This window comes from Streptomyces sp. AM 2-1-1 (assembly GCF_029167645.1).
Taxonomy (GTDB): Bacteria; Actinomycetota; Actinomycetes; order Streptomycetales; family Streptomycetaceae; genus Streptomyces.
In genome coordinates this window covers 2854845-2873539 of record NZ_CP119147.1, presented here as the reverse complement: position 1 = coordinate 2873539, position 18695 = coordinate 2854845, and the positions used below count along the sequence as shown (strand labels likewise).

Annotated in this window: 19 protein-coding genes; 11 read left to right on the top strand and 8 right to left on the bottom strand. The window is 71.7% G+C overall.

Annotation, left to right across the window (positions count from 1 at the left end; translation table 11 throughout):
- Positions 1-168: 168 nt before the first annotated feature.
- Positions 169-897: a LuxR C-terminal-related transcriptional regulator gene (locus PZB77_RS12135; RefSeq protein WP_275492605.1), complete on the top strand. Its 729-nt coding sequence runs from the start codon at positions 169-171 to the stop codon at positions 895-897.
- A 48-nt stretch (positions 898-945) separates the two neighbouring features.
- Here the strand turns inward: PZB77_RS12135 and PZB77_RS12130 are convergent, their stop codons facing one another.
- Together PZB77_RS12130 and PZB77_RS12125 are read right to left on the bottom strand one after the other, a co-directional pair.
- Entirely contained in the window at positions 946-1242 is a 297-nt protein-coding gene (locus tag PZB77_RS12130; RefSeq protein WP_275492603.1) for a hypothetical protein, read from the bottom strand.
- Positions 1243-1256: 14 nt separating this feature from the next.
- Positions 1257-2927 carry a sodium:solute symporter family protein gene (locus PZB77_RS12125; protein WP_275492602.1) on the bottom strand — a complete coding sequence of 557 codons (1671 nt, stop codon included), beginning with the start codon at positions 2925-2927 and terminating at the stop codon, positions 1257-1259.
- Positions 2928-3172: 245 nt separating this feature from the next.
- Here PZB77_RS12125 and galT point away from each other — a divergent pair, with 245 nt between their 5' ends.
- The 4 genes from galT to PZB77_RS12105 all read left to right on the top strand — a co-directional run bounded on the left by galT (position 3173) and on the right by PZB77_RS12105 (position 7593).
- A complete protein-coding gene (gene galT / locus PZB77_RS12120; protein ID WP_275492601.1) occupies positions 3173-4216 on the top strand; it encodes a galactose-1-phosphate uridylyltransferase in 1044 nt (347 codons plus the stop codon).
- Positions 4213-5193: a UDP-glucose 4-epimerase GalE gene (galE, locus tag PZB77_RS12115; RefSeq protein WP_275492600.1), complete on the top strand. Its 981-nt coding sequence runs from the start codon at positions 4213-4215 to the stop codon at positions 5191-5193. The genes galT and galE overlap by 4 nt, the downstream gene beginning before the upstream one ends.
- Positions 5190-6407: a galactokinase gene (gene galK, locus PZB77_RS12110; RefSeq protein ID WP_275492599.1), complete on the top strand. Its 1218-nt coding sequence runs from the start codon at positions 5190-5192 to the stop codon at positions 6405-6407. The genes galE and galK overlap by 4 nt, the downstream gene beginning before the upstream one ends.
- A gap of 448 nt (positions 6408-6855) precedes the next feature.
- Complete coding sequence (locus PZB77_RS12105) at positions 6856-7593, top strand: response regulator transcription factor (protein WP_275492598.1); 738 nt, start codon at positions 6856-6858, stop codon at positions 7591-7593.
- 150 nt (positions 7594-7743) lie between these two features.
- Here the strand turns inward: PZB77_RS12105 and PZB77_RS12100 are convergent, their stop codons facing one another.
- Positions 7744-8241 (bottom strand): MarR family transcriptional regulator, encoded by a 498-nt coding sequence (locus tag PZB77_RS12100; RefSeq protein ID WP_275492597.1) that lies wholly within the window; start codon positions 8239-8241, stop codon positions 7744-7746.
- 87 nt (positions 8242-8328) lie between these two features.
- Between PZB77_RS12100 and PZB77_RS12095 the strand changes: the two genes are divergently transcribed.
- Entirely contained in the window at positions 8329-9132 is an 804-nt protein-coding gene (locus PZB77_RS12095; protein WP_275492595.1) for a trans-aconitate 2-methyltransferase, read from the top strand.
- Between the two features lie 52 nt (positions 9133-9184).
- Complete coding sequence (locus PZB77_RS12090; protein ID WP_275492594.1) at positions 9185-9925, top strand: hypothetical protein; 741 nt, start codon at positions 9185-9187, stop codon at positions 9923-9925.
- Between the two features lie 88 nt (positions 9926-10013).
- Here the strand turns inward: PZB77_RS12090 and PZB77_RS12085 are convergent, their stop codons facing one another.
- Together PZB77_RS12085 and PZB77_RS12080 are read right to left on the bottom strand one after the other, a co-directional pair.
- The gene (locus tag PZB77_RS12085) at positions 10014-10700 is read right to left on the bottom strand and encodes a TetR/AcrR family transcriptional regulator (protein WP_275492592.1); all 687 of its coding nucleotides are present in this window, start codon (positions 10698-10700) and stop codon (positions 10014-10016) included.
- Positions 10697-11695 carry a fatty acid desaturase gene (locus PZB77_RS12080; protein ID WP_275492591.1) on the bottom strand — a complete coding sequence of 333 codons (999 nt, stop codon included), beginning with the start codon at positions 11693-11695 and terminating at the stop codon, positions 10697-10699. The genes PZB77_RS12085 and PZB77_RS12080 overlap by 4 nt, the downstream gene beginning before the upstream one ends.
- A gap of 349 nt (positions 11696-12044) precedes the next feature.
- Here PZB77_RS12080 and ppc point away from each other — a divergent pair, with 349 nt between their 5' ends.
- Positions 12045-14774 (top strand): phosphoenolpyruvate carboxylase, encoded by a 2730-nt coding sequence (ppc, locus tag PZB77_RS12075; protein ID WP_275492590.1) that lies wholly within the window; start codon positions 12045-12047, stop codon positions 14772-14774.
- A gap of 128 nt (positions 14775-14902) precedes the next feature.
- Here ppc and PZB77_RS12070 read toward each other — a convergent pair whose 3' ends face one another.
- On the bottom strand, positions 14903-15421 hold the full coding sequence (locus PZB77_RS12070) for a hypothetical protein (protein ID WP_275492589.1): 519 nt from the start codon (positions 15419-15421) through the stop codon (positions 14903-14905).
- A gap of 104 nt (positions 15422-15525) precedes the next feature.
- The gene (locus PZB77_RS12065; protein WP_275492588.1) at positions 15526-15996 is read right to left on the bottom strand and encodes a hypothetical protein; all 471 of its coding nucleotides are present in this window, start codon (positions 15994-15996) and stop codon (positions 15526-15528) included.
- Between the two features lie 272 nt (positions 15997-16268).
- Between PZB77_RS12065 and PZB77_RS12060 the strand changes: the two genes are divergently transcribed.
- Positions 16269-16766, top strand: coding sequence for a GNAT family N-acetyltransferase (locus PZB77_RS12060; RefSeq protein ID WP_275492587.1), 498 nt, complete (start codon positions 16269-16271; stop codon positions 16764-16766).
- A gap of 122 nt (positions 16767-16888) precedes the next feature.
- Here PZB77_RS12060 and PZB77_RS12055 read toward each other — a convergent pair whose 3' ends face one another.
- Positions 16889-17467, bottom strand: a complete 579-nt coding sequence (locus tag PZB77_RS12055) for a hypothetical protein (protein ID WP_275492586.1) — start codon at positions 17465-17467, stop codon at positions 16889-16891.
- A 142-nt stretch (positions 17468-17609) separates the two neighbouring features.
- On the opposite strand from PZB77_RS12055, the gene PZB77_RS12050 reads away from it, so the two are divergent.
- Together PZB77_RS12050 and PZB77_RS12045 are read left to right on the top strand one after the other, a co-directional pair.
- On the top strand, positions 17610-18128 hold the full coding sequence (locus PZB77_RS12050) for an SMI1/KNR4 family protein (RefSeq protein WP_275492585.1): 519 nt from the start codon (positions 17610-17612) through the stop codon (positions 18126-18128).
- Between the two features lie 190 nt (positions 18129-18318).
- Positions 18319-18681, top strand: coding sequence for a hypothetical protein (locus PZB77_RS12045; protein ID WP_275492584.1), 363 nt, complete (start codon positions 18319-18321; stop codon positions 18679-18681).
- The last annotated feature ends 14 nt before the right edge of the window (positions 18682-18695 follow it).

The window sequence follows — 18695 nt, the reverse complement described above, 5'->3', positions numbered from 1 at the left end:
CCCGGTGGGGCCAGGAGCAGAAGAAACCGGCCTTCTGGGGGGCTTCTGCCACGTATGGGCGCCATGGCGTCGAACAAGCGTGTAGCTTGCCGGGTCTAGGCCGGGGGGCCGACGGTCGTGGCACATCTGCGCACGGCGGTTCACGGCGGTACTGGGGGTATCTGCGCGATGAGCGTGCGGCTCATGGTGGTCGACGACCACCGCCTGCTGGCCGAGGCGCTCGCCTCGGCACTCAAGCTCCGGGGGCACCGCGTGCTCGCGGCCACGGCGCCGACGGCGGGCGCCGCCGATCTGGTCATAGCCAGGGCCCCCGAGGTCTGCCTCTTCGGGACGGCCTCGCCGGCCGTGCCGGGTGCCTTCGATCCGATCGTGCGGATCGGGCGGGAACGCCCGCAGGTGGCGGTGGTGGTGCTGGGTCCGGTGCCCAGCCCCCGGGGGATCGCGGCGGCCTTCGCGGCCGGGGCCGCCGGTTACGTCCGGCACGACGAGCGCATCGAGGGCGTGGAACGGGCCATGATGAAGGCCAGGGCCGGCGAGGCGTCGGTGGCGCCCGCCCTGCTCCGAGGTGCTTTCACCGAGCTGCTGAACCCGGTGGAGAAGCCCGACGACGAGGGGCAGCGGCTGCTGCGGCTGCTGACGCCCCGCGAGGCCGAAGTGCTGGTACGCGTCGCCGAGGGCGAGGGCACCCGGCTGATCGCCGCCGGCATGAGGATCGCGCCGAGCACCGCGCGCACCCACGTCCAGCGGGTCCTGATGAAGCTCGGGGTGGGTTCCCGGCTGGAGGCCGCCGCGCTGGCTGCCCGTACCGGACTGCTGGACCGGGCGGCCGTGCACACGGCGATGGGCGCGGCCCGCGAACCGGGCCACGACACGGCGCAGGGGCCGGACACACCCTGAACCGCGGGTGTGTCCGGCCCCTGCGGAGACCGGGGGAGGCGCGGCCGGTCAGTGACCGGCGGGGCCGCCCGGCTCGACGGGCTCGACCGGCGCCTGCGTCGGGCGCAGCCACATCCAGACGAGGAACAGCAGCCCGAGGACCAGCATCGAGAGGCCGGTCCAGAGGTTGATGTTGACTCCCTGGGCCTTCTCCAGGTCGGCGTCGGAGGGGCTGATGCCCGCGATGGTGACGATGACTCCGTAGACCACGAAGAGACCGCCGATGATCCGCCTGATGTCGAAGAGGCGTGCCGCCGTGGCGGACTTGCTCTCCAGGTCGGAGACTTCCTTGTGCAGCTCGGACATGGTGGTTCCTCCGATCAGAACGAGTAGGGGACGTAGCAGGCGGCGGCGATCACGATCGCGCCCCAGCCGAGCAGGGCCGGCTTGCGGTACCACGCGGCGTCGGACTCCTCCGGCACCTCGGGGGCGTCCGGGGACTCGGTGCCGTAGACCAGACCGGCCAGTTCGGCCTCCGGCTTCGGAGCGGTGAAGAGGGTGACGACGACCATGACGACCGCACCGGCGACGAAGCCGACGATGGCGGAGACGAAGTTCGCGCCCTGGTCGGTCGGGATGCCGATGACGCCCTGCTTGTAGAAGACGAAGTAGTTGACCATCGCGGCCGTGGTGCCCGCGACCAGGCCCCAGACACCGGACTTCATCGAAGCGCGCTTCCAGAACATGCCGATGATGAAGACGACGAACATCGGGACGTTGAAGAAGGAGAACAGCGTCTGCAGGTAGCTCATGATGTTCGAGAAGCTCGACGCGATGAACGCGGTGCCGATGGAGGCCAGCACACCGGCGGCGGTGACGCCGCGGCCGAACTTCAGGTAGTACGCGTCCGGCTTGTCCTTCTGCACGTACCGCGCCCAGATGTCCGTGGTGAACACCGTGTTGAACGAAGAGACGTTGGCGGCCATGCCGGCCATGAACGCGGCCAGCAGGCCGGTCACGGCGATGCCGAGGACGCCGTTCGGGAGCAGTTCGCGCATCAGCAGCGGGATGGCGTCGTTGTACGTCAGGTCCGAGCGGTCGGTACCGATGTTCGGGACGACGACGGCGGCGACCATGCCGGGGATCATCACCAGGAAGACGATGAAGATCTTCGGGAACGCGGCGATGAGCGGGGTGCGCTGCGCGGCCGAGAGGTTCTTCGCGGACAGGGCGCGCTGCACCTCGGCGAAGTTGGTCGTCCAGTAACCGAAGGAGAGGACGAAGCCGAGGCCGAGGATGATCGTCAGCCAGTTGGCGCCGAGCGCGTTGGAGTCACCGATGCCCGTACCGCTCCAGGCGGACATGAAGTTCGACCCGTGCGTCTTGGTCAGGGAGTCGCTCAGCCCGTCCCAGCCGCCGACGCGCTTGAGACCCAGGACGGTCAGGGGTATGAGCGCGGCGAGGATGACGAAGAACTGGAGCACCTCGTTGTAGATCGCCGAGGAGAGTCCGCCGATGGTGATGTAGAGCAGGACGAAGATGCCCGCGACGATGATCGCGAACCACTTCGGCCAGCCCAGCAGCGCCTCCACGACGATCGAGAGCGCGTAGAGGTTGACGCCGGCTATCAGGATGGCGGCGAACGCGAACAGGGCCGAGCTCAGCACGTGGGCCGACTTGTCGAACCGCTGGAGCAGGAACTCCGGGACGGAGCGGACCTTCGACCGGTAGTAGAAGGGCATCATCACCAGGCCGAGGAAGACCATGGCCGGGATGGCGCCGATCCAGTACCAGTGGACGACCGAGACGCCGTACTGCGCGCCGGTCGCCGCCATGCCGAGGATCTCGGTGGCGCCGAGGTTGGCGGCCACGAAGGCCAGTCCGGTGACCCAGGCGGGCAGCGAGCGGCCGGAGAGGAAGAAGTCGAGGCTGGTCTTCACACTGGCGCGGGCTGCGAAGCCGATGCCGAGGACCACGACGAAGTAGATGGCCAGGATTGTGTAATCGAGGCCGTTCGTGGGGAGCCGAAGCCCTTCAGCCAGATAGTTCATGGGGGGTACTCGCTTCGTTGCGCGAACTGAACCTGAGGAAACTTACGCCCATGCATTCAATAAATGAATGACTCGACTGATGTTCTTTGTTTGATCGTGATGCAGAGGGGCGATATGACCCGTTATAAGGAAACGGATCTCCACTAAAACGCACACAGTGAATCAGAATGCTTACAAAGGGTTACGTCATTGACGCCTCTGTTGGTTTGTGGTTAGTTGTGTTTGGTTATGTTTGGAGGAACCTGGTGAAGAAGACGGCAACGACCCTCGCCGACGGTCGGGAACTGATCTATTACGACCTGGCCGAGGACGTCGTGCGGGACGCGGTGGACCGGCGGCCGCTCGACGCGGTCGTGAGCTCGTCCGAGATCCGGCGCGATCCGCTCCTCGGGGACGCGGTCGCCATCGCCTCGCACCGCCAGGGCCGCACCTACCACCCGCCGGCCGACGAGTGCCCGCTCTGCCCCTCCCGCGACGGACGGCTCAGCGAGATCCCCGACGACCGGTACGACGCCGTGGTCTTCGAGAACCGCTTCCCCTCGCTCGCCGGGGACTCCGGTCGCTGCGAGGTCGTCTGCTTCACCTCCGACCACGACTCCTCCTTCGCCGATCTCACCGACGACCAGGCCGCCCTGGTCCTCGCGGCCTGGACCGACCGCACCGCCGCACTGGCCGAACTCGACCAGGTCGCCCAGGTCTTCTGCTTCGAGAACCGCGGCGCCGAGATCGGTGTGACGCTCGGTCACCCCCATGGCCAGATCTACGGCTACCCCTTCGTGACGCCCCGAACCGAACTGATGGTGCGTTCCGCCGTCGCGCACCGCGCGGAGACCGGCCGCAACCTCTTCGAGGACGTCGTCGCCCGCGAACTCGCCGACGGCGACCGGGTCGTCCTCGAAGGCGAGCACTGGGTCGCCTTCGTGCCGTACGCCGCCCACTGGCCCTACGAGGTCCACCTCTACCCGCGCCGCCGGGTCGCCGACTTCCGCGGGCTGGACGACGCCGCCCGCACGGAGTTCCCGCGGATGTACCTCGAACTCCTGAGGCGCTTCGACCGGATCTTCGGCCCCGACGAGCCCCCGACCCCGTACATCGCGGCCTGGCACCAGGCGCCGTTCCGGGCCCCCGGACGCGAGGAGTTCGCCCTCCACCTGGAGCTCTTCACCATCCGGCGGACCACCGGCAAGCTGAAGTTCCTCGCCGGATCGGAATCCGGCATGGGAGCGTTCATCAACGACGTGCCGCCGGAGAGCGCGGCCCAGCGACTGCGAGAGGTGGCCGGCAAGTGAGCAGCACCCCGAAGAAGTACCTGGTGACCGGTGGCGCGGGGTACGTGGGCAGTGTGGTCGCCACCCACCTGCTGGAGGCCGGGCACGCCGTGACCGTCCTCGACGACCTCTCCACGGGCTTCCGCGAGGGCGTCCCGCGGGGCGCCGAGTTCATCGAGGGACGCATCCAGGACGCCGCGAAGTGGCTCGACGCCTCCTACGACGCCGTCCTGCACTTCGCCGCGTCGTCCCAGGTCGGCGAGTCCGTCGTGAACCCGGAGAAGTACTGGCTCAACAACGTCGGCGGCACCACCGCGCTGCTCACCGCGATGCGCGACGCCGGGGTGCGCACCCTCGTCTTCTCCTCGACGGCCGCCACCTACGGCGAGCCGGTCTCCAGCCCCATCACGGAGACCGACCCGACCGCCCCCACCAACCCGTACGGCGCGACCAAGCTGGCCGTCGACCACATGATCACCGGGGAGGCCGCGGCGCACGGGCTGGCCGCCGTCTCGCTGCGCTACTTCAACGTGGCCGGCGCGTACGGCAACACCGGTGAGCGCCACGACCCCGAGTCCCACCTCATCCCGCTGGTGCTCCAGGTCGCCGCGGGCGAGCGCGCGTCGATCAACGTCTACGGCGACGACTACCCCACCCCCGACGGGACCTGCGTCCGCGACTACATCCACGTCGCCGACCTCGCCGAGGCCCACCTCCTCGCGCTGGGTGCCGCCACGTTCGGCGAGCACCTCATCTGCAACCTCGGCAACGGCAACGGCTTCTCGGTGCGCCAGGTGATCGAGACCGTCCGCGAGGTCACCGGCCACCCGATCCCGGAGACCGCCGCCCCCCGCCGCGCCGGCGACCCGGCCGTCCTCGTCGCCTCCGCCGCCACCGCCCGCGAGCGCCTGGGCTGGACGCCGAGCCGCCCCGGCCTGGCCGGAATCGTCGCGGACGCCTGGGCGTTCGCCCGCCGAGAGGAGACCTCCGCATCATGACCGGAACCACCGGGGCCACCACCGCCGAAACCGTCGCGACCACCGGTCCGACGGACCAGGCCGACTTCGTCGCCTCCTTCCGCGCGCTGTACGGCACCGAGCCCGAAGGCGTCTGGGCCGCCCCCGGGCGCGTCAACCTCATCGGCGAGTACACCGACTTCAACGACGGCTTCGTCATGCCGCTCGCCCTCCCGCACACCGCCCGGGCCGCCGTCGCCCGCCGCACCGACGGACAGCTGCGCCTGCACTCCACCGACGTCCCCGGCGGCATCGTGCAGCTCGCCCTCGACGGCCTGACCCCGCACGAGGGCCACGGCTGGGCCGCGTACCCGGCCGGTGTCGTCTGGGCGCTGCGGCGGGCCGGGCACGAGATCACCGGCGCGGACATCCAGGTCACCTCCACCGTGCCGACCGGCGCCGGGCTCTCCTCGTCCGCCGCCCTCGAAGTGGTCGTGGCGCTCGCGCTGAACGACCTCTTCGGCCTCGGCCTGAGCGCGGCGGAGCTGGCGGTCCTCGGCCAGGCCGCCGAGAACGACTTCGTCGGCGTGCCCTGCGGTGTCATGGACCAGATGGCCTCCGCCTGCTGCACCGAGGGCCACGCCCTCCACCTGGACACCCGCGACCTCGCGGTGCGGCAGGTGCCCTTCGACCTGGCCGCCCACGGGCTGCGGCTGCTGGTCGTGGACACCCGTGTCAAGCACGCGCTCGGCGACGGCGCCTACGCCGAGCGCCGGGCCGGCTGCGAGGAGGGCGCCCGCCTGCTCTCGCTCGGCAAGCTGCGCGAGCTGGCGTACGAGGACCTCCCCGACGCCCTCGACCGGCTGAAGGCGGCCGGCGCGGACGAGTCCGTGGTGCGCTACGTACGCCACGTGGTCGGCGACAACGCGCGGGTCGAGCGGGTCATCGCCCTGCTCGACTCCGGCGACGTGCGTGCGGCGGGCCCCGTGCTCACCGAGGGCCACACCTCGCTCCGTGACGACCTGCGGGTCTCCTGCGCGGAGCTCGACCTCGCCGTGGCGAGCGCGAACGCGGCCGGGGCGCTCGGCGCCCGCATGACCGGCGGTGGCTTCGGCGGTTCGGCGATCGTGCTGGTCGAGGAGGCCGACGCGGAAGCGGTCACCGCCTCGGTGCTCGACGCCTTCGCCGCGGCCGGCCACGCCGCCCCGGGCGTCTTCGCCGCGGTCCCCTCGCAGGGCGCACGCCGCCTGGCCTGAGGGCCTGCCCGCACCCGCACCCGATCCGCGCGGCAGAGCGCCGGGACCGGCCCCACGGCCGGCTCCCGGCGCTCTGCCGCGCGTGTGCCCGGCCAGGGGCCCGGACCGGCACAGAATCCGCCCCCGTTCGTCCACTTCCGTCCCCCATCCGTCCCACAACGGCCAGGAAGCACCCCCTGAACGCCGAGGACGGTCACTTCCGCGTTTGGCCTTCCCGGCCCTCCGTACGCCCGTACGCTGATGGGCAGCACCGGTGGGGGCCGGTGCCGTTCAGGGGCCGAGAGGGGCGGTGCGGCACCCGGGCGCAGGTGGCGGCTCGGCGCGCGCGGCGGGTCCGTGCGGGCGGCTCTCCCCCTGCGGGACTCGGGCGTCACGACCGCCTCGACGCGTCCCCACCCGGGTCCGGCCTCAGGACGTCGGACCGGGACCGTCCCACTGGGGGGTAGACGTGGCCCGTATCCGGGTTCTCGTGGTCGACGACCATCGCATTTTCGCCGAATCGCTCGCCGCGGCACTCGCCGCCGAGCCGGACGTGGACGTGGCAGCCGCCGGCAGCGGCCCGGCCGCGCTGCGCTGCCTGGAACGCGCCGCCACCGAGGGCCGCGGCTACGACGTCATGCTGGTCGACGCGGAGCTGGGCGGGGTGCTGGGCGCGGCCGGAGCGGTCCCGCCCCAGGGCGGCGGACCGGTCGACGGCATCGCCCTGGTCGCCGGGGTCCGCGAGAGCCGGCCGGCGGTGCGCACGGTGGTGCTCGCCGAGCGGGACGATCCGCGCCGGGCGGCGGCGGCGCTCCAGGCGGGAGCCTCCGGCTGGGTGGCCAAAGACTGTTCCCTGCAACGCCTGTTGACGGTCATCCGCGGGGTGTTGCGGGGCGAGACGCATCTGCCGCCCGCCCTCCTCACCGGGGTGCTGCGGGAGCTGACGGCCGCGCGCAAGCACCGTACCGAGAGCGAGCTGCTGGTGGAGTCGCTCACCCCGCGCGAGCGTGAGGTGCTGTGCTGCATGGTCGCGGGGCTGGGGCGCAAGGCGGTGGCGGAGCGGCTCTACCTCTCGCCGCACACGGTCCGTACGCACATGCAGAACGTCCTCGGCAAGCTCGGGGTGCACTCGACGCTGGCCGCGGTCGCACTGGCCCGCCGGGCGGGCGTCGGTCCGGTGGACCTGACGCCGCTGGACCGTGTCTGACCCTTCCCGTCGGGCGCCTGGCACCCGACGCGGCATCCCGTGGCGTCGTCGGACCGCCCGTACACATCCCGTGCGCGGGCGATCCTCGCGGACTGCGCGGCACCGCACCGGACACCGCCCGCCGGTCCGACGCGAATCGCCGGACGCGGCCTAGCCGGGGACGTTGTCGAACGGGGCGGTCAACTGGCGTAGCAGGTCCGCGAGTTCCCCGCGCTGACGCGAGGAGAGCTCGCCGAGGATGGCGCGCTCCTGGTCGAGCAGCCCGGCCAGTGACTGGTCGGCCTTGTCGCGCCCCTCGGCGGTCAGCCGGACCAGCACTCCGCGCCGGTCGCTGGGGTCGGGGAGGCGCTCCACGAGGTTCTTCTTGGTCAGCCGGTCGATGCGGTTGGTCATCGTGCCCGAGGTGACGAGCGTCTGGGTCAGCAGCTGGCCGGGGGAGAGCTGGTACGGGGCGCCGGCCCGGCGCAGCGACGTCAGGACGTCGAACTCCCAGGGCTCCAGGCTGTGCTCGGAGAACGCGATGCGGCGGGCCCGGTCGAGGTGGCGCGCGAGGCGGGACACCCGGCTGAGGACCTCCAGTGGTTCCACGTCGAGGTCGGGGCGCTCGCGGCGCCATGCTGCGACCAGACGGTCGACCTCATCCTCCATGTCGATCAGTGTAGAGGGTCTGTCGACATGAAGTCTCTTGGTCTCAAGTGTCTTGACGTCAAGATAGTCGGGAGGGATGCTGGCGGCATGAGCGAACCCGGCTGGGACCCCGGTCAGTACCTCCACCACGCGGCGCACCGCGCCCGCCCCTTCCTCGATCTCCTCGCCCGGATCGGCGACCTCCCCGGCGGCCCCCGCCCCCGCATCGCCGACCTCGGCTGCGGCCCCGGCAACGTCACCCTCCTCCTCGCCGCCCGGTGGCCCGGCGCGCGGATCACCGGCTACGACAACTCCCCGCCGATGCTGGCCGAGGCCCGCTCCCGCGCCACCGCCACGGTCGACTTCGCCGAAGCGGACGCGGCGCTCTGGACCCCCGCGGAGCCGCACGGCCTGATCGTCTCCAACGCCCTGCTCCAGTGGGTCCCCGGCCACGCCGGCCGCTTCCCCGCCTGGCTGGACGGCCTCGCCCCCGGCGGCACCCTCGCCTTCCAGGTACCCGGCAACTTCACCGCCCCCAGCCACGTCCTGCTGCGCGGACTCACCGAGTCCCCCCGCTGGCGGGGCCGCCTCGCCGGACTCCTCCGCCACGACGACGCGGTCCTGGAACCCGCCGCCTACCACGACCTGCTCGCCGCCGCCGGATGTACGCGGGTGGACGTCTGGGAGACCACCTACCTCCAGGTGCTGCACGGCGAGGACGCGGTCCTCGACTGGACCGCGGGAACCAGCCTGCGCCCGGTCCTCGCCGCCCTCGCCGACGACCCCGACGCCCGCGACGCCTTCCTCGGGGCCTACCGCGACCTGCTGCGCACCGCCTACCCGCCGGGCCGGAACGGCACGGTCTTCCCGTTCCGGCGGATCTTCGCAGTCGCCCGGAAGAGTGACGGGTGAGCGGCGAAAACTGCTCGACGGATCAGGGAGCCCCGGGGCAGGCTCCGTCCCCGTGACGACGACGAAGCCCTCCCTGGTCCAGAAGTCCGCCCGGAACAACGCCGCCTGGTGCGCGGTGATGAGCCGCACGCACGGGGTGCCGGGCGAGTTCGGTGCGCAGGCATGGGCGGCACCGGTCCGCACCCCGCTGTACCACCCCGACGCGGTGACCCTGCTCCCCGGAGCCGATCCGGCCGGCGTCGTCGGGCGCATCGACCTCACCACGCCCGGCGCCACCGTCAAGGACAGCTTCGCCGACCTCGATCTGACGGCGGCCGGATTCCGGGTGCTGTTCGAGGCCGAGTGGATCCACCGCCCGGCCGGTCCGCCCACCGCCTTCTCCGGTGTCCCCTGGGAGGTGGCGGAGGACCCGGACTCCGTACGCGCCTGGGCGCACGCCTGGGACGGGGGCGACGGGAACGCGGACCTCTTCCGGCCCGCCCTCCTCGACGACCCCGGCACCTTCCTGCTCACCGCCCGCGCGGCGGACGGCACGGTCACCGCCGGGGCGGTGGCGAGCCGCGGTGAGGGAGGCCCCGGCGAGGACGCCCGCGGTGGGAGCGTCCTCGGCCTCTCCAACGTCTTCGCCCGGGACGGCGGCGCCGACGCGGCCTGGCCCGGGGCCCTGGACGCGGCGCACCGGCTCTTCCCCGGCCTGCCCGTGGTCGGCTACGAACACGGCGAGGACCTGGACACCGCCCGGCGCCACGGCTTCACCCCGGCCGGCCCGCTGCGGGTCTGGCTGCACGGCTGACTTCCCCGGGGCGGCGTACGTCCCCGTACGAGAAGGGTCCCGCCACCCTCGCGGACGGCGGGACCCTTCTCGGACACCCACGGATGCCTCAGCTCTTGCGGTGCCCTATCAGCCGGGGCTTCGACTCCAGGTTCTCCAGGCCGTGCCAGGCCAGGTTCACCAGGTGCGCCGCCACCTCCGCCTTGCGGGGCTTGCGGACGTCCAGCCACCACTGGCCGGTGAGGGCCACCATCCCGACGAGAGCCTGCGCGTAGAGGGGGGCCAGCTTCTGGTCGAAGCCCCGGGCCTCGAACTCCATGCCCAGGATGTCCTCGACCTGGGTGGCGATGTCGCTGATGAGCGAGGCGAAGGTCCCCGTCGACTGGGCGACCGGGGAGTCCCGGACCAGGATGCGGAAGCCGTCGGTGTACGTGTCGATGTAGTCGAGCAGCGCGAACGCCGCCTGTTCCAGCAGCTCGCGCGGGTGGCCCGCGGTGAGGGCGCCGGTCACCATGTCCAGCAGTCGGCGCATCTCCCGGTCGACCACGACGGCGTAGAGGCCTTCCTTGCCGCCGAAGTGCTCGTAGACCACCGGCTTGGAGACCCCGGCGCGGGCCGCGATCTCCTCCACCGAGGTCCCTTCGAACCCCTTGTCCGCGAAGAGCGTGCGACCGATGTCCAGCAGCTGCTCGCGCCGCTCCTTCCCGGTCATGCGGACCCGCCGGGTCCGGCGCACGGGGGGAGGACTGCTCTTCTCGCTGCGCGTGCTGCCGTCGGTCGCCACGCTCCCCATCATGCCGCGTCGGCGGACGCGGCCTCCCGCCGGGACTCCTTGCGTCGTGAGTCGATGCGGTCGGCGTCCGGCCACCGGACGTCGTAGGCCCAGCCGAGCTGCTCGAACCACCGGATCAGACGGGCGCTGGAGTCGATCTGGCCGCGCATCACCCCGTGCCGGGCGCTCGTCGGGTCCGCGTGGTGCAGGTTGTGCCAGGACTCGCCGCAGGAGAGCACGGCCAGCCACCACACGTTCCCCGACCTGTCACGGGACTTGAAGGGGCGCTTGCCGACCGCGTGGCAGATCGAGTTGATCGACCAGGTGACGTGGTGGAGCAGCGCGACGCGGACCAGCGAACCCCAGAAGAACGCCGTCGCCGCGCCCCACCAGGACATCGTGACCAGACCGCCGACGAGCGGGGGAATGCCCAGCGAGATGATGGTGAAGGTGAGGAAGTGGCGCGAGATGCCCCGCATGGCCGGGTCCTTGACCAGGTCGGGGGCGTACTTCTGCTGCGGGGTCTGCTCCTCGTTGAACATCCAGCCGATGTGCGCCCACCACAGCCCTTTCGTCAGGGCCGGCAGCGTCTCGCCGAAGCGCCACGGGGAGTGGGGGTCGCCCTCCGCGTCGGAGAACCGGTGGTGCTTGCGGTGGTCGGCGACCCACCGCACCAGCGGGCCCTCCACCGCGAGGGAGCCCGCGACGGCGAGCGCGATGCGCAGCGGGCGCTTCGCCTTGAAGGAACCGTGCGTGAAGTAGCGGTGGAAGCCGATCGTCACGCCGTGGCAGCCGATGTAGTACATCGCCACCATCAGCCCGAGATCGAGCCAGCTGACGCCGTGGCCCCAGGTCAGCGGCACCGCCGCCACCAGAGCCGCGAACGGCACCACGATGAAGAGCAGCAGGGCGATCTGCTCGATCGACCCTTTGCTGTCGCCGCCCAGCGTGGCGGAGGGAGGGGAAGCCGGCACGGCCGGTTGATCCGGCTGGTCGGTCAGGTCGGGGCTGATGGTCATGTGGTCCCCCGGGGGGTGAGGAGCAAATCGGAATCGGCCTTGGCTACGGGTCCGTAAGCTACGGGATCGTAGGTACCGCAGTGACGCGGCCCACACCACCAGACCACGTTCCGTGCGCCGTTCGTGGTATCTCCTGCCCCCGTACGGGTAAAGCCTGTACGGCTCCGGCCGCCGATCGCTTCCGCCGTCCCACCCTGTGAGGCCACCGGACGCGCCGAGGCCGGTGACACATATCCTGGGAGAGTCGGACAGCGCGGTCCGCACCCCGCTCGTCCCGGGGGGTGGCAACAGCACCGCTGCGGCCGTCGGCCCCGGACTCGTGCTCTACCACTGCAAGGAGCCGCACACTGTGAGCAGTGCCGACCAGACCCCTGCCGCCAGCCCCGAGCTGCGGGCCGACATCCGTCGCCTCGGCGACCTGCTGGGCGAGACCCTGGTACGCCAGGAGGGCCCGGAACTCCTCGAACTCGTCGAACGCGTTCGCGCCCTCACCCGCACGGACGGCGAAGCGGCGGCCGAGCTTCTCGGGGACACCGACCTGGAGACCGCGGCGCAGCTCGTACGCGCCTTCTCCACCTACTTCCACCTCGCCAACGTCACCGAGCAGGTGCACCGCGCCCACGAGATGCGCGACCGGCGTGCCGCGGAGGGCGGGCTCCTCGCCCGTACCGCCGACCTCCTCAAGGACGCCGACCCCGAGCACCTGCGCGAGACGGTCCGGAACCTCAACGTGCGGCCCGTCTTCACCGCCCACCCCACCGAGGCCGCCCGCCGCTCGGTGCTGAACAAGCTCCGCCGCATCGCCGCCCTGCTGGAGACGCCCGTCATCGAGGCCGACCGGCGCCGCGTCGACCTGCGGCTCGCGGAGAACATCGACCTCATCTGGCAGACCGACGAGCTGCGCGTCGTCCGCCCGGAGCCCGCCGACGAGGCCCGCAACGCCATCTACTACCTGGACGAGCTGCACACGGGCGCGGTCGGCGACGTCCTCGAAGACCTCTCGGCCGAACTGGAGCGCGTCGGCGTCCCGTTGCCCTCGGGCACCCGCCCGCTCACCTTCGGCACCTGGATCGGCGGCGACCGTGACGGCAACCCCAACGTGACGCCCGCCGTCACCTGGGAGGTGCTGATCCTCCAGCACGAGCACGGCATCGGTGACGCCCTCGAACTCATCGACCACCTGCGCGGTCTGCTCTCCAACTCCATCCGTTACACGGGCGCCACCGAAGAGCTGCTCGAATCCCTCCAGGCCGACCTGGAGCGTCTCCCGGAGATCAGCCCCCGCTACAAGCGGCTGAACGCCGAGGAGCCTTACCGCCTCAAGGCCACCTGCATCCGGCAGAAGCTCGTCAACACCCGCGAGCGCCTCGCCAACGGCACCCCGCACCGCCCCGGCTGCGACTACCTCGGCACCTCCGAGCTCCTCGCCGACCTCACCCTCATCCAGACCTCGCTGCGCGAGCACCGCGGTGGCCTGTTCGCGGACGGCCGGCTGGACCGCACCATCCGCACGCTGGGCGCCTTCGGCCTCCAGCTCGCCACCATGGACGTGCGCGAGCACGCGGACGCCCACCACCACGCCCTCGGTCAGCTCTTCGACCGGCTCGGCGAGGAGTCCTGGCGCTACACCGACATGCCCCGCGACTACCGGCAGAAGCTCCTCGCCAAGGAGCTCCGCTCCCGCCGTCCGCTCGCCCCGACCCCGGCTCCGCTGGACGCGGCGGGCGAGAAGACCCTCGGCGTCTTCCACACCATCCGGGAGGCCTTCGAGCGCTTCGGTCCCGAGGTCATCGAGTCGTACATCATCTCGATGTGCCAGGGCGCCGACGACGTGTTCGCCGCCGCCGTGCTCGCCCGTGAGGCGGGTCTCCTCGACCTGCACGGCGGCTGGGCGAAGATCGGCATCGTGCCGCTGCTGGAGACCACCGACGAGCTCCGCGCCGCCGACGTCATCCTCGACGAGATGCTCGCCGACCCCTCCTACCGGCGCCTCGTCTCCCTGCGGGGCGACGTCCAGGAGGTCATGCTCGGCTACTCCGACTCCTCGAAGTTCGGCGGCATCACCACCTCGCAGTGGGAGATCCACCGCGCCCAGCGCCGGCTCCGCGACGTCGCCCACCGCTACGGCGTACGGCTGCGCCTCTTCCACGGCCGCGGCGGCACCGTCGGCCGCGGTGGCGGCCCCTCGCACGACGCGATCCTCGCCCAGCCCTGGGGAACCCTGGAGGGCGAGATCAAGGTGACCGAGCAGGGCGAGGTCATCTCCGACAAGTACCTCATCCCCGCGCTCGCCCGCGAGAACCTCGAACTGACCGTCGCGGCGACCCTGCAGGCCTCCGCCCTGCACACCGCCCCGCGCCAGTCCGACGAGGCGCTGGCCCGCTGGGACGCGGCGATGGACACCGTCTCCGACGCCGCGCACTCCGCGTACCGCCGGCTCGTCGAGGACCCCGACCTGCCCGCGTACTTCCTCTCCTCCACCCCGGTCGACCAGCTCGCCGAACTCCACCTCGGCTCGCGGCCCTCGCGCCGCCCCGACTCGGGTATGGGCCTCGACGGACTGCGCGCCATCCCGTGGGTGTTCGGCTGGACCCAGTCCCGCCAGATCGTCCCCGGCTGGTTCGGCGTCGGCTCCGGCCTCAAGGCCCTGCGCGAGGCCGGTCTCGACACGGTCCTGGACGAGATGCACGGCCAGTGGCACTTCTTCCAGAACTTCCTGTCCAACGTCGAGATGACGCTGGCCAAGACGGACCTGCGCATCGCCCGCCACTACGTCGACACACTCGTCCCCGACGAGCTGAAGCACGTCTTCGACACCATCGAGGCGGAGCACGCCCTCACGGTGCAGGAAGTCCTGCGGATCACCGGCAACGCCGAACTCCTCGGCACCAGCCCGGTCCTCCAGCAGACCTTCGCCATCCGCGACGCCTACCTGGACCCGATCTCCTACCTCCAGGTCGCCCTCCTCAAGCGCCAGCGCGACACCGCGGCGGCCGGCGAGGAAGCCGACCCGCTGCTCGCCCGGGCCCTGCTGCTCACCGTCAACGGTGTCGCGGCGGGTCTCCGCAACACCGGCTGATCCAGAGGTCGTTGCCCGCTCGCGCACAGGTGCCCCCGTCCGGACGTGTCGTCCGGGCGGGGGCACCTGTGCGTCGGCGGAAGCCGCCGGACCCGCGGAAGGAGCCCGGGCCCGTGGGGCGTCCGGGTTCACGGGAAGTAGAGGGCGGCCTTCTCCAGTGTGTGGCGCGTGAACATGCCGCCCCAGGCGGTTCCGCCCCGGTACGCCGTGGTGCGCGGGGCGCCGGGGGTGATCTCCACCGTGTGGGGGCGGCTGATCAGTGTCGTGCCGAGGAGGCGGGCGTCCTGGGCCGCCCACCGGGCCGCGTCGGGCTGCACGCGGGAGCTCACCAGTGCGGGGAGCACCTGCGCCACGTTGCGGGCGCCGGGCATCCCGCCGCGCACGCTCTTCGCGTACTGCATGGCCCACGTCGTGAAATCGTTCAGGAGGGCCACGTCGACTTCGGGGACGGCCGCCGCGAAGACGAACAGCTCGACCCTCGTCCCGAACCAGCGGGCCTTGCGGTCGGCGCGGTAGCCGGTCAGTGACGGGTGGTTCTTCCAGTCGGACGTCCTGACCGTGCACCCGTCGGTCGTCAGTCGCTGGTGGAGTGCCGTGAGGTACGCGGCAGCCGCGTCGGCGGTCGGTTCTGGCGCAGGCGAATTCATGCGCGGATTCTCCAACGCCCTTGCGACACAAGGGAAGAGGGCGCGAGGGACGTGGTCTGCGACCTCGGGTGCGGTACGGGAGGGCGGAGCACCGCGTCTCCCCCTCAGAGCGCGAGGAACGTCGCCACCAGCAGGGTCGCGCCCGCCACCCCCACCGCCCACGCCGTACGGGTCAGGCGCAGGCCGCCGCCCAGGACCAGGGACGCCAGGAGCAGCGCGCCGCCCAACGGGAGCCAGGCGTGCAGGAATCCGGGGACACCGGTCCGTACGGCCTCGGCGGTGCCGGGCTTCAGTACGACCGGGAACGCGTCGCCGCGCCGGGCCGCCACCGAGCGCTCGACGATCACGCCCGAGCGGGGCGGGGACTGGGCGTCGGGGGCGTACGGACCGGTGCAGGTCTCCTCGCCGCAGCCGGTCACCGTCAGCGTGCCGTGCTCGCGCCCCTTGGCCAGAATGATGTGGTGCGCGGACTCCCACGAGGTCCACCCGCCGGCGACGAGCAGCAGGAGGGCGACCAGGGCCATCGCGCCGTTGCGGCCGATCAGGGCCGCGAGTTGGGAGGGGGTCCGCTTCATGAGGGCCGATCTTTGGGCAGAACAATGCCCTCGGTCAACTCGCGGCCGAAAAGGGACGGGGAAGCGGTGATTATGTCGGGAGTTGGGCGTGGCACCCGCCCGGTGATCCCCGGCGGGCGCCGCCTCGCCCGGCGGCTCGACGACCCCGCCGGACAGGGCGCCGAGGCGGTCCGCCCCTCATGGACGGGATCGAGCGACGGGTACGCGGGCTGCCGGCCGAACTCCTGGGGTAGGTACGGGCCGGGTGTCCGACAGCGGAAGGGGAGAGAACCATGGCCGGGGGAGCAGCTCTCGACGGCGTACTGACCCGTCTCGTCCCGACGACCGAGGACGACGTGGACCTGCTGGCCGGATGGTTCGCCACGCCGGCCTTCTTCGAGCACTGGGACGGGGTACCGAAAACACGGGACGAGGTGGCCGAGAAGTACGTCGGACGGCGCCGACCGCGCGTGGAGTCCTTCCTCGTACGGGTACGGGCGGAGGGAACGCCCGTGGGCTACGCGCAGTACTGGCACGGCGGGGCGGCCGAGGGTGGCATCGACATGGTGCTGGGACCGGCCGCGCGGGGCCGGGGCCTGGGGCCGGACGCCGCTCGCGCGCTCCTCGCGCACCTCGTCGGGGACCTCGGGTGGCGGCGCGTGACGGTCGACCCCGCCCGGGGGAACACGCGCGCGGTGCGCGCCTGGGAGAAAGCCGGTTTCCAGCAGGTGTCGAGCACGGACGAGCACCTTCTGATGGAGTTCAGGGTCCCGGGGGACGGCGAGGGCTGACCACGGGGTGTCACGACGGAGGACCGTCGAACGGGCTCACCGTCCTGCCGGCCGCCGACCAGGAAGCGCGCGCTGCTCCGGGACGCGCGCGCTGCTCCGGGACGGGCGTAGCGCGACGGCCGTCAGCCGATCCGGAGTCCGAGACGTGCTCGCAACGACTCCGCCTGGTCGGGCGTGGCCAGCACCATGATGCTGTCGTACGTCGCGTGCGGATCGCGGGGGAAGTCCACGGACCGCCATGTGCGGGGGTCGTCGCGGTGAACGGTCCGGGCCACCGCCTCGCAAGCGGCGATGTGGTCGAGGTAGTCGTCCGCGAAGTGCTCGGCGGGGACGGACACGCGCACGCCGTCCCGGTCGAACTCCACCACGTCCGCGCGTCCGTCGGCGAATCCGGCCTCGCCCCGCACCAGTCGTACGCCGGTGATGGCGACCGAACCACCGGCGACCCGGGCGGCCCGCGCCAGGAGCTCCGCGTACCCCTCGCCGAGGGAGTCGATGTCGTCGCCGTGGACGGAGACCGCCGCGCCGAACTCCTCGAGGGCGCGGGCCGTTCCGTACGGATTCAGCGGCTCGTCGGCGTATCCGGCGGCGGCTGCGAGAGTTCCGCGCAACTCCGCCTCCGTCACCATGCTGGAAGCGTGCAGCACCGTGCCCACGCGGGCCAGGGTGAGTGAGGGGGTGAGTGAGGGGGTGGGGGACACGGACGGAGATTCTGCCAGCCCGGAGTGGCGCGCTCCCGGCACCCCCCTGGTGAAGCAGTACTCCCCGTTCCCGCCCTGCCGGTAGGCTCCGCCCCCTGGCCGGCCGTCCCGGCCGTTGTGCGTGGAAGGGAAGGGGCATCCGGTGGAACTCTCCCGCTTCGGCGAGTTGTTCGGCGCGCCGCTGGTCAACGGCGATGTCGAGCGGGAGTGGAGGGAGACCGAAGCCGCATACGGCGCCGGGCTCCCCGACGACTACAAGCGCTTCGTCTCGGCGTACGGACCCGGGCGCGTCAACGACCAGCTCGATCTCTTCCACCCCCGGGCAGCCGGTCTGCGGTTGTCGTCCCTGTGGGAGCAGACCTCCACCGCGTACGGCGAGCTCTCCCGTCAGGACCCCGAGATGTATCCCTGTCCGGTACACCCCGCGGAGAATGGATTCGTACCGATCGCGCGAAGCATCTCCGGAAACACCGTCTTCCTCGTGCCCGGCCCGGTTGCCGGTGAGTGGGCTGTGGCGGTCGAGATGGGGGAGTGGGCGGTGTTCGAGATGAGCTTCACCGACTTCCTGTGGGCCGCTCTGAAGGGCGAGCTCCACGCTCCGGTCATCGAGGGGGCTGCCCGTTTCGAACCGCTGGAACAGGTCGAGCCCTGGAGCCCCTGACGCGGGCCGGTTCGAGGCCGCCGAGAGCTACCAGGGGGCGCCAGGAGGGCGACGAGCGGCAACAGGTGGTGGCGGGCCCCCCGGGTCGGGGCGCTCGACACCGGAAACGGCGTGGTCACGTGCGGGGGCCGACCGGTATCGTCCGGCCCCGGACCACCGCTTCGGCGGTCCCCGACGTGCGGAGAGAGCCATGACCGGCCGACGAGCGACCACCACCCTCTGGCGCCCCACCGGTCCCGCGGAGCTCGACCTGGTCAAGGAGTCGGGGTGGCGCGCGTGGCCGCCGCGCCTGCCCGAGCAGCCGATCTTCTACCCGGTCCTCGACGAGGGGTACGCGGTCACGATCGCCCGGGAATGGAACGTCCGGTTCGACGGGGCGGGTTACGTCACCCGGTTCGAGGTCGAGTCGGACTTCCTCACCCGCTACCCCGTCCGGCAGGCCGGGGGCCGGACGATCCTGGAGCTCTGGGTGCCGGCGGAAGAGCTCGACCTCTTCAACGCCCACCTCGTCGGCCCGATCCGACTGGTCCACGAGTTCCACGACTCCACCTGATCCCACCCGGGCGC

Coding starts and splice junctions, on each gene's coding strand:
- PZB77_RS12130 (WP_275492603.1), bottom strand. CDS start 1,242: ATGTCCGAGCTGCACAAGGAAGTCTCCGACCTGGAGAGCAAGTCCGCC.
- PZB77_RS12100 (WP_275492597.1), bottom strand. CDS start 8,241: ATGGAGGATGAGGTCGACCGTCTGGTCGCAGCATGGCGCCGCGAGCGC.
- galK (WP_275492599.1), top strand. CDS start 5,190: ATGACCGGAACCACCGGGGCCACCACCGCCGAAACCGTCGCGACCACC.
- PZB77_RS12085 (WP_275492592.1), bottom strand. CDS start 10,700: ATGATGGGGAGCGTGGCGACCGACGGCAGCACGCGCAGCGAGAAGAGC.
- PZB77_RS12125 (WP_275492602.1), bottom strand. CDS start 2,927: ATGAACTATCTGGCTGAAGGGCTTCGGCTCCCCACGAACGGCCTCGAT.
- PZB77_RS12070 (WP_275492589.1), bottom strand. CDS start 15,421: ATGAATTCGCCTGCGCCAGAACCGACCGCCGACGCGGCTGCCGCGTAC.
- PZB77_RS12135 (WP_275492605.1), top strand. CDS start 169: ATGAGCGTGCGGCTCATGGTGGTCGACGACCACCGCCTGCTGGCCGAG.
- PZB77_RS12045 (WP_275492584.1), top strand. CDS start 18,319: ATGACCGGCCGACGAGCGACCACCACCCTCTGGCGCCCCACCGGTCCC.
- PZB77_RS12095 (WP_275492595.1), top strand. CDS start 8,329: ATGAGCGAACCCGGCTGGGACCCCGGTCAGTACCTCCACCACGCGGCG.
- PZB77_RS12060 (WP_275492587.1), top strand. CDS start 16,269: ATGGCCGGGGGAGCAGCTCTCGACGGCGTACTGACCCGTCTCGTCCCG.
- PZB77_RS12065 (WP_275492588.1), bottom strand. CDS start 15,996: ATGAAGCGGACCCCCTCCCAACTCGCGGCCCTGATCGGCCGCAACGGC.
- PZB77_RS12080 (WP_275492591.1), bottom strand. CDS start 11,695: ATGACCATCAGCCCCGACCTGACCGACCAGCCGGATCAACCGGCCGTG.